This is a genomic window from Selenomonas sp. oral taxon 137 str. F0430 (genome assembly GCF_000183625.1).
Taxonomy (GTDB): Bacteria; Bacillota; Negativicutes; order Selenomonadales; family Selenomonadaceae; genus Centipeda; species Centipeda artemidis.
On sequence record NZ_AENV01000008.1, the window covers coordinates 1 to 14,110 of the forward strand.

The 14,110-nt window shown below is 59.9% G+C and carries 16 protein-coding genes, 1 tRNA gene and 1 riboswitch; of the genes, 2 read left to right on the top strand and 15 right to left on the bottom strand.

Features of this window, described 5'->3' with window-relative positions; translation table 11 throughout:
• Nucleotides 1-57 precede the first annotated feature (57 nt).
• The 5 genes from rph to murI form a co-directional block, all read right to left on the bottom strand.
• Nucleotides 58-804: a ribonuclease PH gene (rph, locus tag HMPREF9162_RS05310; protein WP_009438705.1), complete on the bottom strand. Its 747-nt coding sequence runs from the start codon at nucleotides 802-804 to the stop codon at nucleotides 58-60.
• A 116-nt stretch (nucleotides 805-920) separates the two neighbouring features.
• Nucleotides 921-1,583: a coenzyme F420-0:L-glutamate ligase gene (locus HMPREF9162_RS05315; protein WP_009438600.1), complete on the bottom strand. Its 663-nt coding sequence runs from the start codon at nucleotides 1,581-1,583 to the stop codon at nucleotides 921-923.
• Nucleotides 1,576-2,145 carry a hypothetical protein gene (locus HMPREF9162_RS05320; RefSeq protein WP_009438684.1) on the bottom strand — a complete coding sequence of 190 codons (570 nt, stop codon included), beginning with the start codon at nucleotides 2,143-2,145 and terminating at the stop codon, nucleotides 1,576-1,578. Before HMPREF9162_RS05320 ends, HMPREF9162_RS05315 begins: the two co-directional genes overlap by 8 nt.
• The gene (locus HMPREF9162_RS05325; protein WP_009438750.1) at nucleotides 2,138-2,572 is read right to left on the bottom strand and encodes a thioesterase family protein; all 435 of its coding nucleotides are present in this window, start codon (nucleotides 2,570-2,572) and stop codon (nucleotides 2,138-2,140) included. Before HMPREF9162_RS05325 ends, HMPREF9162_RS05320 begins: the two co-directional genes overlap by 8 nt.
• A 15-nt stretch (nucleotides 2,573-2,587) precedes the next feature.
• The gene (gene murI, locus HMPREF9162_RS05330; protein WP_009438853.1) at nucleotides 2,588-3,376 is read right to left on the bottom strand and encodes a glutamate racemase; all 789 of its coding nucleotides are present in this window, start codon (nucleotides 3,374-3,376) and stop codon (nucleotides 2,588-2,590) included.
• Nucleotides 3,377-3,509: 133 nt separating this feature from the next.
• On the opposite strand from murI, the gene brnQ reads away from it, so the two are divergent.
• Together brnQ and HMPREF9162_RS05340 are read left to right on the top strand one after the other, a co-directional pair.
• On the top strand, nucleotides 3,510-4,868 hold the full coding sequence (gene brnQ / locus HMPREF9162_RS05335; protein ID WP_009438876.1) for a branched-chain amino acid transport system II carrier protein: 1,359 nt from the start codon (nucleotides 3,510-3,512) through the stop codon (nucleotides 4,866-4,868).
• 66 nt (nucleotides 4,869-4,934) lie between these two features.
• A tRNA-Ser gene (locus HMPREF9162_RS05340) sits at nucleotides 4,935-5,023 on the top strand.
• Between the two features lie 73 nt (nucleotides 5,024-5,096).
• Here the strand turns inward: HMPREF9162_RS05340 and upp are convergent.
• From upp to HMPREF9162_RS05390, 10 genes are all read right to left on the bottom strand, one after another.
• Nucleotides 5,097-5,753: a uracil phosphoribosyltransferase gene (gene upp, locus HMPREF9162_RS05345; protein ID WP_009438636.1), complete on the bottom strand. Its 657-nt coding sequence runs from the start codon at nucleotides 5,751-5,753 to the stop codon at nucleotides 5,097-5,099.
• A gap of 43 nt (nucleotides 5,754-5,796) precedes the next feature.
• Nucleotides 5,797-7,044 carry a serine hydroxymethyltransferase gene (gene glyA / locus HMPREF9162_RS05350; RefSeq protein ID WP_009438759.1) on the bottom strand — a complete coding sequence of 416 codons (1,248 nt, stop codon included), beginning with the start codon at nucleotides 7,042-7,044 and terminating at the stop codon, nucleotides 5,797-5,799.
• 12 nt (nucleotides 7,045-7,056) lie between these two features.
• A complete protein-coding gene (gene rpiB / locus HMPREF9162_RS05355; protein ID WP_009350538.1) occupies nucleotides 7,057-7,506 on the bottom strand; it encodes a ribose 5-phosphate isomerase B in 450 nt (149 codons plus the stop codon).
• Nucleotides 7,507-7,587: 81 nt separating this feature from the next.
• Nucleotides 7,588-8,430, bottom strand: coding sequence for a metal ABC transporter permease (locus HMPREF9162_RS05360; protein WP_009438634.1), 843 nt, complete (start codon nucleotides 8,428-8,430; stop codon nucleotides 7,588-7,590).
• Entirely contained in the window at nucleotides 8,421-9,227 is an 807-nt protein-coding gene (locus HMPREF9162_RS05365) for a metal ABC transporter ATP-binding protein (RefSeq protein ID WP_009438917.1), read from the bottom strand. The genes HMPREF9162_RS05360 and HMPREF9162_RS05365 overlap by 10 nt, the downstream gene beginning before the upstream one ends.
• A gap of 19 nt (nucleotides 9,228-9,246) precedes the next feature.
• Nucleotides 9,247-9,984, bottom strand: coding sequence for an ABC transporter permease (locus tag HMPREF9162_RS05370; RefSeq protein WP_009438903.1), 738 nt, complete (start codon nucleotides 9,982-9,984; stop codon nucleotides 9,247-9,249).
• Entirely contained in the window at nucleotides 9,984-10,871 is an 888-nt protein-coding gene (locus tag HMPREF9162_RS05375; RefSeq protein ID WP_175282249.1) for an ABC transporter ATP-binding protein, read from the bottom strand. Before HMPREF9162_RS05375 ends, HMPREF9162_RS05370 begins: the two co-directional genes overlap by 1 nt.
• Before the next feature lie 6 nt (nucleotides 10,872-10,877).
• Nucleotides 10,878-11,864: a Gfo/Idh/MocA family protein gene (locus tag HMPREF9162_RS05380; protein ID WP_009438701.1), complete on the bottom strand. Its 987-nt coding sequence runs from the start codon at nucleotides 11,862-11,864 to the stop codon at nucleotides 10,878-10,880.
• 136 nt (nucleotides 11,865-12,000) lie between these two features.
• Nucleotides 12,001-12,993 (bottom strand): sirohydrochlorin cobaltochelatase, encoded by a 993-nt coding sequence (locus HMPREF9162_RS05385; RefSeq protein WP_026761942.1) that lies wholly within the window; start codon nucleotides 12,991-12,993, stop codon nucleotides 12,001-12,003.
• Nucleotides 12,994-13,115: 122 nt separating this feature from the next.
• Nucleotides 13,116-13,308: riboswitch (cobalamin riboswitch) on the bottom strand.
• Between the two features lie 64 nt (nucleotides 13,309-13,372).
• Nucleotides 13,373-14,104, bottom strand: coding sequence for a vWA domain-containing protein (locus tag HMPREF9162_RS05390; protein WP_009438919.1), 732 nt, complete (start codon nucleotides 14,102-14,104; stop codon nucleotides 13,373-13,375).
• Nucleotides 14,105-14,110: the final 6 nt, after the last annotated feature.

Genomic DNA, 14,110 nt, shown 5'->3' on the forward strand with positions numbered 1-14,110 from the left:
TCTCCATCTCACGGACTTTCCCCGCATTTGACGTTGCAATCAGGATCGTTTCCATCGTCAGCCCTCCCGCCCCGGCAGCCATGAAAGCGTCTCGCCGAGCGCCCTTTTCTGCACGTCGATGAGCTCTCGTATGCCGCGCTCGCCGAGATCGAGGAGCGCGTTCATCTCCGCGCGCGAGAACGCGCGCCCTTCGCCTGTCCCCTGCACCTCGATGAAGCTGCCCGCGCCCGTCATCACGAGATTCATATCAACCATCGCCTGAGCATCCTCTTCGTAGCAAATATCGAGCAGCGGCGTATTCTCCGCGCCGATGCCGACACTGACCGCCGCCGTGTAGTCGCGCACAGGGAAAACGCCGCGCTTCGTATAGAACGTCGCACACGCCTCGACGAGCGCAACAAACGCGCCTGTAATCGACGCCGTACGCGTGCCGCCATCCGCCTGCACGACGTCGCAGTCGATGTGAATCGTCCGCTCACCGAGCGCGCGCGTATCCACCACCGCGCGCAGCGCGCGCCCGATGAGCCGCTGGATCTCCTGCGTGCGCCCCGTCTGACGTCCGCGCATCGCTTCGCGCGCCGTGCGCTCCGTTCCCGCGCCCGGGAGCATCGCATACTCCGCCGTGACCCAGCCCGTCCCGCTGCCTTTCAAAAAGAACGGCACGCGCTCCTCCACACTCGCGGAGCAGACGACGCGCGTATGCCCCATCTCGATGAGCGCAGAGCCGGCCGGATACCGCTGATAGCCGCGCTCGATGCGTACGGGACGCAGCTGATCGTGGCGTCTCAGATCTCTTCTCGGCATGAAATAAATCCCCTCTCGTCATTCATATCGTTCATTCATCAAAAAAGCGAAACACCGAAGTCTGCGCCGCCGCACATACTCCCTGCGTTCCGCTGCCATAGGGACGGGCGCGGCGTTTACGCCCTTTCTCCCTCCTGATACTGTCTGTAGTTCTTTATGATGCAGATCGGCGTCTTTTGCGAATCGTTGCCGAACGGATTATCGAGCAGAAGCTGCGCCGCAAGTGCACCGTCGATGCCCGCCGAGACGCCCACGACACGCGAGCGCTTCAGATCGTTGACGTCGGCGACCATCGCTCCGAACGCGCCGACGCGCTCCGTGATCTCCTGCGCCACGCGGTCGGGCTCGGCGGGACCGTAGACAATCGCCTTGTCGAACGGCGGCATCGTCCCCGTCACGTCGTCGATCATCGCGGCTTCTTTGCCGCCCCATTTGTAGAACATGCCGTTTTTCCCAACGAGCTTTGCGAGGAATCCCGCAAAGAGCGCCGCCGTCACGCGCCATTTCCCCTCGACGTCCATGAGCGCCTGCATCCCGTGCGGACTCGCGAGACTCCCATAGTCGGGAATGAAGCGACAGCAGAACTCCGCCATGCCCGAAATTTCAAGTTCCTCCGGGAATACATAGCGATCCTGCGTAATGGCGACGACACTCTCGGCGCAGCAGACGAGATCGTCCCCCGTGACCTCTGCTCCGGCGTAGTATGCGATCGCCTCGGCGATGTCGTCCTCCTCGGTCAGGATGCGCGTCGGCACAGGGATAATATTGAACTCAGCCATGCTGCGCACCTCCTTCCTGCAGGAGCGTCACGCCCGCAAGTGCGGCGATCTCGTCCGCCCCCATCATGATGATCGCTTTCTCGTAATGCACGGGCGTCCGCCCCGTCTCCTGATAGATGAGATCGGAGCGAAAATCGACGAGGTGCGCAATCGCATCCTCAAGCGCACGCCCGCCGCGCGGCTCGATGGAAAGCTTCAGTACGAGATTGATGCGCTCCTTCTTCTGAATCAGCACGGCTTCGAAATAATCATCCGCGCGCGGCGCGCCCTCGAGCTCCACCTTGCCGCGCACGAGCGCGCCGTCATACTGCTCATAGGGGAGCTGTACGCGCAGGATCGCGTCCATGATCGTTCCGCATTGTTTCCCCTCATTGACAACGGGAAGCGTCGCCGCAATGACAAGTCGCTCCGGCGTTCGCTCCACAACGGAAAAGTCCGTCATTTCGTCAAGTTGCAGAACGATTTCTTCCCTGCCGAAATAGGCAAATACGATCTCTCTCAGCAGGAGAGGAAGCAATATCGCAAGAGCAATACAGTCTAATATAAGATTTAGTTCAGGCATCGATATTCCGCCCTTCTTTCTCCGCGCGCATCGCCGCCTCGAGCGGCTCATAAAACTCCTTCGGCAGGCGCGTGATATGCCCCGTATCCCGTTTCGTAAAGACGTTCTCCGACATGCCTGTGACGAGGAGCTCCCCCGCTTCATTGAGGATGCGGTAGGTGAACGCCATCTTCGCCTTGGTCAGCGCGGTCGCCGTCGTCTCAATGCGGAGCGTGTCGTCAAAATGCCCGGGCGCGTGAAACTCTGCCCCCACCTTGATGATGGGAAAGACATAGCCCGCGTCCATCAGTGCGCCGAGCGTGATGCCGATGCGCCGCAGGTACGCGACCCGCCCAATTTCGAACCAGCGGATATAGTTCGCGTGATGCACGACCTCCATCGCGTCCGTATCGTAAAAATTCACCCGATGTTCTACCGTGATCGGCATGAATGCTCCTTTCCGTCAGTTGATCAGCTCCATGCGCTCGGCACGGCTGATAAAGCTCTCGATGCGCGCAAGCTCCTGTGCCCCCGCAACGCGCCGTCCGGAGCGAAAGAACGTGCAGTGCGCCGTGCGCTCCCCCTCCGGCTGCGTTGTAAGTCCTGCGCGGCGCGCCAGTTCCTCCACCGTGCCGTCGTTGCCGTCGGCAAAGGTCATCGTCTCCGGCATGAGCGACCGCATTGTATCCTTAAAAAAATTAAAATGCGTACAACCGAGTACGATCGCCGAGTACTGCGCAAGGTCGAACGGGGCCAACGCCGTGCGCAGATACTCCTCCACGTGCGGCGAGACGAACTCCTGATTTTCCGCGAACTCCACGAGACGCGGCAGCGGGAGCAGATCGACGAGATGATTTGCATCGTAGGTATCGATCAGGCGATGCAGCTTTTCCCCGCGCACGGTGATGGGCGTTCCCGTCACGAGCACGCGGCGCGTTCGGTCGGCATCGAGCGCCTTTTTCACGGCGGGCTCCATCCCGATGATGGGAATGTCGTAGCAGCGGCGCATTTCGTCCGCAGAGACAGACGTCGCCGTGTTGCACGCGATGACGATTGCCTCCACGCGCTCCTCCTCCACGAGGAAGCGGAAGGCGTCACGCACGAAGCCGCGCACCTCGTCGACCGTCTTTGTCCCATAGGGCACATGGTCGCGGTCTGCAAAGAATAAGAACTCCTCGTCCGGCAGTGCCCGGCGCGCGTGTCCGAGTACCGTCAGTCCTCCCAGCCCCGAGTCGAACAGGGCGATTCGCATACGCTCACAACTCCTTCCCGCACCGCATGATACAAGGTATATTATAGCAAGTAATTGTATCTTTGACAAATTCCTATTCTGCCTGTTATAATTTTACGACATTATTTTTCTATCACAAAAGAATGGATGAGCTATGAAACACCGTCTGCGCAAAAAAGAGTATATGTTTGTCGCCTCTATGCTGTTCGGGCTGCTCTTCGGCGCAGGCAATCTGATCTTCCCCGCCGCGATGGGACAGGCGGCGGCGCGCGAGATGCTCCCCGCACTCGTCGGGTTCTGCATCACGGGCGTCGGTCTGCCGCTCCTCGCCGTCGCCGCGATGGGACTATCGGAGAGCGAAGACCTCTTTGCCATGGGCAGGAAGGTCGGCAATGGCTTCGCCTACTTCTTTACCTGCGCACTCTACCTCGCGATCGGGCCTCTCTTTGCGATCCCGCGCACTGCTACCGTCTCCTTTCAGGTGGGCATCGTCCCCTTCGTCTCCCCGGAGGAGCAAAGTGCCGCACTCCTCATCTTTTCCCTGAGCTTTTTCGCCGTTACGCTCTACTTCTCCTTCCGCCCGTCCGGCATTCTGACATGGGTGGGCAAGGTGCTCACACCGCTCTTTTTATTTTTCCTCGGCATCCTCATCTGCGCCGCCGTGCTCGCTCCAATGGGCGATGCGACGGCGCTCATGCCGACTGTTGCTTACGAATCGCACAGCTTCTTCAAGGGACTGCTTGAGGGCTACAACACGATGGACGTGCTCGGCGTCCTCGCCTACGGCAACATCCTCATCCGCTCGATTCGCCTGCTCGGACTTTCTGAACCGCGCGATATTTCCTACGGGACAATCGTTTCCGGCTCGCTTGCCGCGCTCCTCATGGTCGTCATCTATGCCGCGCTCACCTACGTCGGCGCGCAGAGCCGCAGCGTTTACGGCATCGATGCGAACGGCGGCGACGTGCTCCATCACATCGCACTCTATTATTTTGGCTCGTTCGGCAGCATCCTACTCGGCATTACGATCACATTCGCCTGCCTCAAGACCTCCATCGGACTCATCACCGCGTGCAGTACCGCGTTCGCACAGCTCTTCCCACGTGCATGCTCCTACCGCGTCTATGTGATCTTATTCTGCCTGTTCTCCTGCGCCGTCGCAAATGTGGGGCTCAGCCGCATCATCGGTTACTCGCTGCCCGCGCTTTACTTCCTCTATCCGATCTCGATGATGCTCATCGTCCTGTGCCTGCTCGAATCACAAATCGGCTACCGGCGCAGCGTATTCGTCTGCGGCATGATCGGCACGGGCATCGCCGCCGTGTTTGACCTCCTGCGTGCGCTGCCGCCGGGCATTCGGGAGATCCTGCCCGCCTATAACGCGCTCCGCGCTACGGGCGACATGCTCCCCTTTGCCGCGCTCGGCATGGGATGGGCGCTCCCCGCCGCCGTCGGTACATTGTTCGGTTACCTTCTCTCATTGCGCAAAAGCGGATTGCCGCCTGCGAAATAATTTTCCCCGGTGCGCGCCTATTGACAGGAATCGCCCCTCTTTGCTAAAATAAAGACCGTTTCCCCCGGAGAGGTGTCCGAGCGGTTTAAGGAGCCGGTCTTGAAAACCGGTGATGCGGCAACGCACCGTGGGTTCGAATCCCACCCTCTCCGCCATATGAAGACGAAAAACGGGGCTGATGTACGAATGGACATCGTACATCAGCCCCGTTTTTGTTATATGAACACTTTACAGAGTACCAAAAATACGGTCACCGGCGTCACCGAGTCCGGGAACAATGTAGCCGTGATCGTTGAGCCGGTCGTCGACGGCAGCGACATAGATGGGGACATCGGGATGGTCGGCGGCGACGCGGCGAATACCCTCGGGGGCGGAGACAAGACACATGAGGATGATGTTCTTCGCGCCTTTTTCCTTGAGCAGTGTCAGTGCCGCCGAGGCGCTGCCGCCCGTGGCGAGCATGGGGTCGGGGACGATGAGCGTGCGATCCTCGATGCCGGTCGGGAGTTTTGCATAGTATTCGACAGGCGCAAGAGTCTCAGGGTCGCGATAGAGCCCGATATGCCCAACGCGCGCGGCGGGCACGAGCGAGAGAATGCCGTCGAGCATCCCAAGACCTGCGCGCAGAATGGGAACAACACCGAGCTTCTTCCCCTCAAGCACCTGCGCCCGGCAGGGCGCGACGGGCGTCTCGATCTCGACGTCACGCAGCGGGAAGTCGCGCGTGATCTCATACGCCATGAGCATCGCGATCTCGGAGAGGAGTTCGCGGAACTCCTTCGTCCCCGTCTCCTTCATCCGCATGATGGTCAGCTTGTGCCGAATCAGCGGATGATCGACAATGTGCAGGCTTGGTATTTCAGACGGGTGGAACGCTTCAGCCATAAGGGGGACTTCCTTTCTTCTCTTGTTCGTCAAAACCGGCATTTTATTCATACAGCGGATATTTTTTGCAAAGAGCGTCGACGCGCGCGCGTGCTTCGGCGCGGCGGCTCTCGTCTGCCGGCGCATCCAGCACATGTGCAATGATGCGCGCCACTTCGCGCATATCTTCCTCTTTGAATCCGCGCGTGGTGAGCGCGGGCGAGCCGAGACGGATACCGCTCGTGACGAACGGACTGCGCGGCTCAAACGGAATGGTATTGCGGTTCGCCGTGATATTGACCTCATCGAGGAGATTCTGCGCTTCCTTGCCCGTGATGTCCTTGCTCGTAAGATCGACGAGCATGACGTGTGTATCCGTGCCGCCCGAGACGATGCGGTAACCACGCTGCATGAGTTCGTCCGCGAGTGCGGCGGCGTTCTTTACGACCTGTGCGCCGTATTCCTTGAACGAGGGCTGCAGAGCTTCGCCGAGCGCGACTGCCTTTGCCGCGATGACGTGCATCAGGGGACCTCCCTGAATGCCGGGGAATACCGCCTTATTGATCTTCGTGCCGAGCGCCTCATCGCGCCCGAGGATCATGCCGCCGCGAGGTCCGCGCAGCGTCTTGTGTGTGGTCGTGGTCACGATGTCCGCATGGGGGACGGGGCTCGGATGCTCTCCTGCGGCAACAAGTCCTGCGATGTGCGCCATGTCGACCATGAAATACGCGCCGACCTTCTTTGCAATCGCACCGATGCGCTCAAAGTCGATGATGCGCGCGTAGGCGGACGCGCCCGCGATGATCATCTTCGGACGGTGCTCTTCGGCGAGACGTTCGAGCGCCGCATAGTCGATGCGCTCGGTTTCCTTATCGACGCCGTAGGGGATGACCTTGAAATACGAGCCGGAGAAGTTGACGGGGCTGCCATGTGTCAGATGCCCACCGTCCGTGAGGTTCATGCCGAGAATCGTATCGCCCGGCGAGAGAAGTGCAAAGAACACCGCCATGTTCGCCTGTGCCCCAGAATGCGGCTGGACGTTCGCCCACGCGGCGCCGAACAGCTCCTTCGCGCGGTCGATCGCAAGCTGTTCCACGATATCAACGTATTCGCAGCCGCCATAGTAGCGCTTGCCGGGGTAGCCCTCGGCATATTTGTTCGTGAGAACGCTCCCCTGCGCCTCCATGACCGCGCGGCTGACGATGTTCTCCGAGGCGATCAGCTCGAGCTTCGTCCGCTGACGGTTCAGCTCCTTTTCGATTGCCTCAAATGCCTGCGCGTCCGCCTGTGCGAGACTGTCCATCATGCTCATGCAAAATTCTCCTTACGCTTCCTTATTCTCCAGTGCCATTATCTTCTCGATGCGCCGCATGTGGCGCCCGCCCTCGAACTCCGTGCGCATCCACGCGCGCACAATCTCGCCCGCCGGGCCAAAGCCGAGCACGCGCCCGCCGAGGACGAGCACGTTCGCATCGTTGTGCCGCCGCGACATCATCGCCGTGTAGACATCGCCGCAGAGCGCGGCGCGGATGCCGTCGATCTTATTCGCCGCGATCGAGATGCCGACGCCCGTGCCGCAGAGCAGGATGCCGCGGTCGGCGCGCCCGCTCGTGACGTCTGCGCAGACCTCGCGCGCGATGTCCGGGTAGTCCACCGCGTCCCTGCCGAACGTCCCTACATCCTTTACGTGTACGCCGTCGAACTCACGGAGCACCATCTTAACCTCGTCTTTGAGCTCCACTGCGCCATGATCGCTGCCGATCGTGATGTTCATAGGAACTTCCTCCTTTTCGATCTCTTATTTGTTTGGTATTTTAGCACAAAATTCTTAAAAAAAACAGAGTATTGACGCCCGTCACCGCCGATACCGTACGCGCACGGCGAGCGAGAGGAAAAATAAGATTGATGCGGTTGCCACGATGGACGCGCCCGCGGCGATGCCGAGCGTATAGGCAAAGAACAGTCCTGCGAGCCCGGAGACGAGCGCGGCGGAGACGGAGAGGACATGGTACTCCTTTACATTCCGGGCGAGGTTACGAGCCGCTGCGCCCGGCAGGACGAGGAGCGCGTTGATGATGAGGATGCCGACCCACTGGATGCTGACGGCGACGACGACGGCGAGCAGGACGGCGAACGCCGCCTCGACGGTAAAGACGGAAACGCCCCTGCTGCGCGCAAAAGACGGGTTCACGGAGAGGAGCAGCAGCCGGTTAAAGAGCAGCGCCCAGCCGCAGACGACGAGCACGTCCACGACAAGCAAGCCCGCTAGATCGGCGGGTGTGATGCTGAGGATGTCCCCGATGAGGAACGGCGAATATTTCGAAAATCCCCCGCCCCTGCTCATCAGCATCAGCCCGACGGCAATCGCGCTGGAGGAAAAGACACCGATAACGGTGTCCGCCGACGCCGCCGTGCGCCGCTTAATGTAGGTGATGAGGAGTGCAAACGCCGTGGAAAAAATCACGAGCGCGGCGAGCGGTGAGACGATCCCGACGATGGTGCCGACGGCGATACCCGTGAACGCACCGTGTCCGAGCGAGTCCGAGAAGAACGCCATGCGGCTCGAGACGACCATCGTGCTGAGCAGCCCAAAGAGCGGCGTCATGAGGAGCACCGCGAGCAGCGCATTTTTCATGAATGTATAGGAAATCCACGAGAACGGGAGCGCCGTCTCCATCGCATGATAGATCAGTTCCATGCCGCTCCCTCCTCCCGCGCGGCGCAGAGATGCCGCACATCCGGCAGAATACCGAAGATCTGCTCCATCTCCGGGTCAGCAAAGACCTCCGCGGGCGTCCCCAGTGCCGCAATCCCTCGGTTCATCAACACAACCCGATCCGCATGGCGCGCGACCATGCCGAGATCATGCGAGATGAGGAGGATGGCGAGATCCTCCTGCGCGCGCAGCTCCGCAACGATGTCGTAAAAGAGCATCAGCCCGCTCCGATCGACGCCCGAGACCGGCTCGTCGAGCAGAAGCAGGTTCGGCATGGGATCAAGCGCGAGCGCGAGGAGCACGCGCTGGAGCTCCCCGCCTGAGAGTGCGCCGAGGCGCCGGTCGATGAGGTGCGCCGCCCGGACGCGGGCGAGACTCTTCTCCGCGCGCACGCGGCAGCGTCCCGCCCCGCACAGCCAGACGGGACGCTGCGTCAGGCACGCCATGAAGAGATCCATGACGCTCGTCGGCGCGCTGACATCGAACCGCAGGTACTGCGGCACATAGCCGATGACGGGTTTCCCCGCCCGCCGATCGTCCGCGTCGACGAAACGCAGCGTCCCCGTGTGCGGCACCTCGCCGAGAACGGCGCGCAGGAGTGTGCTCTTGCCCGCGCCGTTGGGACCGATGACCGCCGTCAGCTCGCCGCAGTGGATATGCAGATTGACATGCGAAAAGACTTCAAACGTCCCGAACGAGACGCCGAAGTCTTCGATTTTGGTGCAGCAAAAATTCGCGCAGCCCGCCGCCGCACCTCTCTGATGAAAAAAGCGTTGCATGGGTATTCCTTACTAGAGTTTAGTCCGTGAGACGCCGAAATTTCCATGTGCCGAGCCACAGCCCAAAGAGCGCATATGCCGCGACCACCGCAAGCGACAGCGCGGAGAACTCGCCCGTCCCGCCGAGCGAGCGCAGGAGATGACTCGTATGCGTCAGCGGCAGGATCTCGACAAGCCACCGCACGATGTCCGGCAGCGTGCCCGTCGAGAAGAACGTCCCGCAGAGAAAGGACATCGGCATGAGGATGTAGAGGTTGACCTGCCCCATTTCCTCATAGGTCGTGATATACATCGCCGCGAGGAAGCCGACCTCGGCGAAGATCATGCAGTTCATGATGAGGACGAGCACAAAGAGCGGCGTGACGGCAAAATGCGCGCCGAAGAGACAGCTGAGCGCGATGATGATGACCGAAGAGATCATCCCACGCAGCACCGCCCCCGCAACCTTGCCGATGACGAACGCATCGGGGCGGATCGGGGCGATGAGATACTCCTCAAGGCTCCGATGGTACATGCGCTCCGCGTGCACCGAGATGATGCCGTTAAAGCTGACGTTCATAGAGTTCATCGCGAGCAGCCCCGGCACGAGAAAGTCGAGATACGAACCGCTCCCGACGTCGATGCTCCGTCCGAGTCCCCACCCAAACGCGATGAGGAACATGAACGGCGAGACCATCCGGCTCAGCACATATTTCACAAGGCGACGCCGCAGGACAATCCAGTCCCGCCAAAACACCGTCCAAATATCGCCGCACATCAAAGCCCCTCCTTTCGCCCCGTCAGCTCGATGAACACGTCCTCGAGATTCGTTGGGCGCAGGAGCACACGCCGCATCCGCTCCTCGAGGAGACGCACATGCGCGCGCGCCTCCTCGCGCGTGTGGAAAAACCGGTAAGCGCGCCCGTCCTCCGCGTCCCACTCGACCGCAAAATCGCCGAGGTGCGCGCAGAAATCGCGCGGCGTCCGCAGATCGACGAGCAGTCCCTTATTGATGATGGCGACACGGTCGCAGAGCGCTTCCGCCTCCTCGATGTAATGCGTCGTCAGGAACACCGTCACCCCGCGCCGCGCGAGCTCGCGCACGAAGTCCCAAATGCGGCGGCGAATCTGCGGGTCGAGCGCGACCGTCGGCTCGTCGAGGAAGAGTACCTGCGGCTCGTGGATCAGCGCGCGTGCGATGAGCAGGCGACGGCTCATCCCGCCCGAGAGACGGCGCACCCCGTCGTTGCGCACCTCCGTCAGGGACATCTCGGCGAGCAGCCGCTCGATGCGCGCCGTCCGCTCCGCCGCCCCGATGTGATGGAGACGCGCGTGCAGCTCCAGGTTCTGCCAAACGCTCAGCTCCTGGTCAAAATTCACATGCTGCGGCACAACGCCGATGCGCTCCTTGATCGCCTGCGCGTCCGTCTCCGGATTTCGCCCGCCGATACGAATGCGCCCGCTCGTCGGGCGCGTCTGCATCGTGAGTATCCGGATGATGGTCGTCTTGCCCGCGCCGTTTGGCCCTAGCAGTCCGAACACCTCGCCCGCGCCGACCGAGAGAGAGATGCCTGCGACGGCAGTCTTCCACGATTTTTCCTGTGCTTCGTTCGTATGGGGAAATTTTTTAACGAGATCCTCCATCTCGATCATCATATCGCTCATGACGCACTAGTCCGCGCGGAACTGGATGCCCGCCAAATGGCGTGCCTTCTCCATCACTGCCATGACCTCGCGCGTTGTGCGCAGTCCCTCCTCCACGCGTGTATATTCGTCCCGCGCGTAGATACTGCGGAATGCCTCGAACTCGTGCGTCATGCGGTGTGCGTGTCGGTTCAGCGTATGCGTCTCAGGCGCGGCGCCGCGCAGGCATACCGTATAGGAGGCGAGTTCGTTCGGCGTCCCGTCGGCACGCAGCCACCCCGCCTCACCCTGTACCATGAAAAAGGACGGACTCGCGCTGTCCTTCGCCGCCGTGAGCGTCGCGAAAAACCCGTCATATCGCAGCGTCATAACCCCCGAGGTATCGATGCCGTTAAAGCCGATATTTGCAGTATAGGCAGCGCTCTGCGGACGACCAAACATAGAGATAATGAGTTCCAAATTATATACATTGAGATCATAGAGTGCGCCGCCCGAACATGCAGGATCGAACGCGGGCGCGACGTCCCGCGCGAGATAGCGGTCATAGCGGCTCGAATACTGGGAGAAATTTGCCTGTACTGCACGGACAAGACCGAGATGCGGCAGCGCCTTGAGGAGCCCCTCGTAGTTCGGCAGGAACAGCGGCGTAACCGCCTCGAAAACGAAGCGGCGCCCCGCACGCGCGAGCGCGATCAGCTCTTCCGCCTCGGCGAGCGTTGACGTAAACGGTTTCTCGACGATCACATGCCAGCCCGACTCGACGGCGCGCCGCGCATAGTCAAAATGCGCGCTGTTGACGATGCCGAGATAGACAAAATTCGCTATATGTGACCGGAGCATTTCTTCATAGTCCGTCATGACCTGCGCGATACCAAACTCACGCGCAAGCTCCGCAGCTTTTTCTCTGCTGTGCGGACGCGCGCAGATGCACACGACCTCGATGCCCTGCACGGCACGCAGCGCGACGAGAGCCTCGCGCGCGATCATCCCGGTGCCGACGATTGAAAGTTTCATCCGTAAACTCCTTTGTATACGATAGATACTTTATTATAGCAGGGTGGGCGCGAAAAATGAAGAGCGCAGCAAAAAAGAGCCGCCGCACGCACTGTGCAGCAGCCCGATTTTATCTCTATATACTTAGATACTTATCTTATTTTTCAAGCGCATCCCACGCATCATTTGCACGATGGACATAGAGATCGCGGATCGCTGCGTTCTCACCAATACCATGCAGATAGGTGGATACCTTAAACCCTGCGGCTTCCAAAACAGACTTATGCGAATCCTTATCGTCGCCCGCCATATCGTTGTTGGCATGATCGCCTGCAACCATCATCATCGGCATGAGCGTAACGTTCTTGATGCCGGCTTTCTTGAGCTTTGGAATAACCGTTTCAAGGCTGGGCCAGCCCTCTACCGTGTAAACAAACACGTTATTATACTGCATCTCATCAATCTTTGCCTGAATGACGGAGTAATACGCATTCGACGGCTGCGGCGTTCCGTGTGCCATGATGAGCAGTGCATCGTGCTTGCCGCGGTCAGGGAACTGCGTGGCGAGCGCCTTAATCGCTTCGGTTACGTCATCAGACTGGTCTTCCTGTCCCTGCCAGTACATAAGAGACGTACCGCAGGTCATCTTCTTGAACTGTTCCTTGTAGTTATGGAATACGGCCGTCAGATAAGAATACTCCATGCCCGGAATGACGTCGAGCGAGACAAGAGCCACACGGGAGTAGCCGTCTGCTTTGAGCTGTGCGAGCGCCTCTTCGGGGGTCGGATACTTCTTGCCCTCGTTCTTCGCGATGCGGTCAATGATGATATGGGAGGTGAATGCCGTGACGACCTTTACGCCCGGATGAGCCGCCCGAATAGCGTCCACCGTTGCCTCGATGGTCTTCTCCCGCGTGTCTTTGAACGTCGTACCAAAGCTCGCCACAACGATGGCATCCTTGTTCGTGTAATTCATCATCTGCGGGTTTTCATACTTCAGAACGCCGATCTGCGCAGCCTCCATCAGTGCGGGCGTCGCTGTCTTGACCTCCGGATTCAGCTCATACGCCGCCTCAGCCGGGGTATAAGCAACCCCAAACATCGCGGAGCATGCAAGCGAAGCGACCAGCATTTTCTTCCAACTCTTCATCATAATTCCTCCCAACAGAAATATAAAAAGGCTTCCCCCGCCATAACGAGAAAGCCCTCCGGTTCCATACAAAGAATCCGTGAGAGTCCCCTTCCCATCGCTCGCGGGTCTGTGCCAAAGCACACGGTGACTGTCAGACAGGCAGTTCTTCCGGCTCGGTTCATCGCTCCTCTGCGCCTTCCCAAGAGATCTTGGCATCTCTCAGTGACATTATGCAGATTCGCTCCCCTCACGGCGGCGGGACCGCGCCGGCTCTTCCGGCTTCCCTATTAAGCGTGCGCCCGCAGGCGCCGCACCTGTCTCTTGATATTTAATTATGGATTCATAACTACGCTTGATAGAATACACCGTTTTTTACTTATTGTCAATCAGGTATCCCTTATTTCGCCGTATCCTGCTCCACGTGACGCTTCCATGCGCCTCGCTCTGCACCGGATTCTTCGGCGGCTTCCTTGACGTAGGCGCTGACGGCGTCATAGTTGGCACGGACACCCGTGTGCGTATTGCTGTACGTCACGGCATTCTCCCGATCGACGCCGATGGCGCCCGCCTCCTCTGCGGCGTCGATGTTCGCGCCGAGATAGATGAACGACCAGCCGGCCTTTTCCTGTTTATCTGAAATCATACGTTTGACCGCTGCCCGGGTGAACTCTGTGCTTGCATTCTCAAGTCCGTCGGTGATGATGACGAAGACAACCTTTGTCCCCGGCGCAGTGATGCCGTCCGCCCGCTCCATGCGCCGGATCGTCGTGCCAACGGCGTCGAGCAGCGCCGTTGTCCCGCCTGTCACATAGTCATGGTCGGTCAGCGGCGGAACACGCCAAATCGCCTTTCGATCATAGAGTGTCTGCACCTCGTCGTTGAAGAGGACTGCCGTCACACGGACGGGAATGTGGAGTGCACGTTGTTTTTCGACCATACTGTTAAAGCCGCCGATGGTATCGGACTCGAGTCCGCCCATGGAGCCGCTCTTATCAATGACGAGCACGAGCTCAATGCGCTTCGGCTTCTCAGCACCCGTGGTCTGATCTGCAGCATATGCACGCGGCACAGCGAGGAGCAACGAACATAAAAGGGCGGCGCATACGCCGAACAGAGCTTTCTTCCACATAACAAG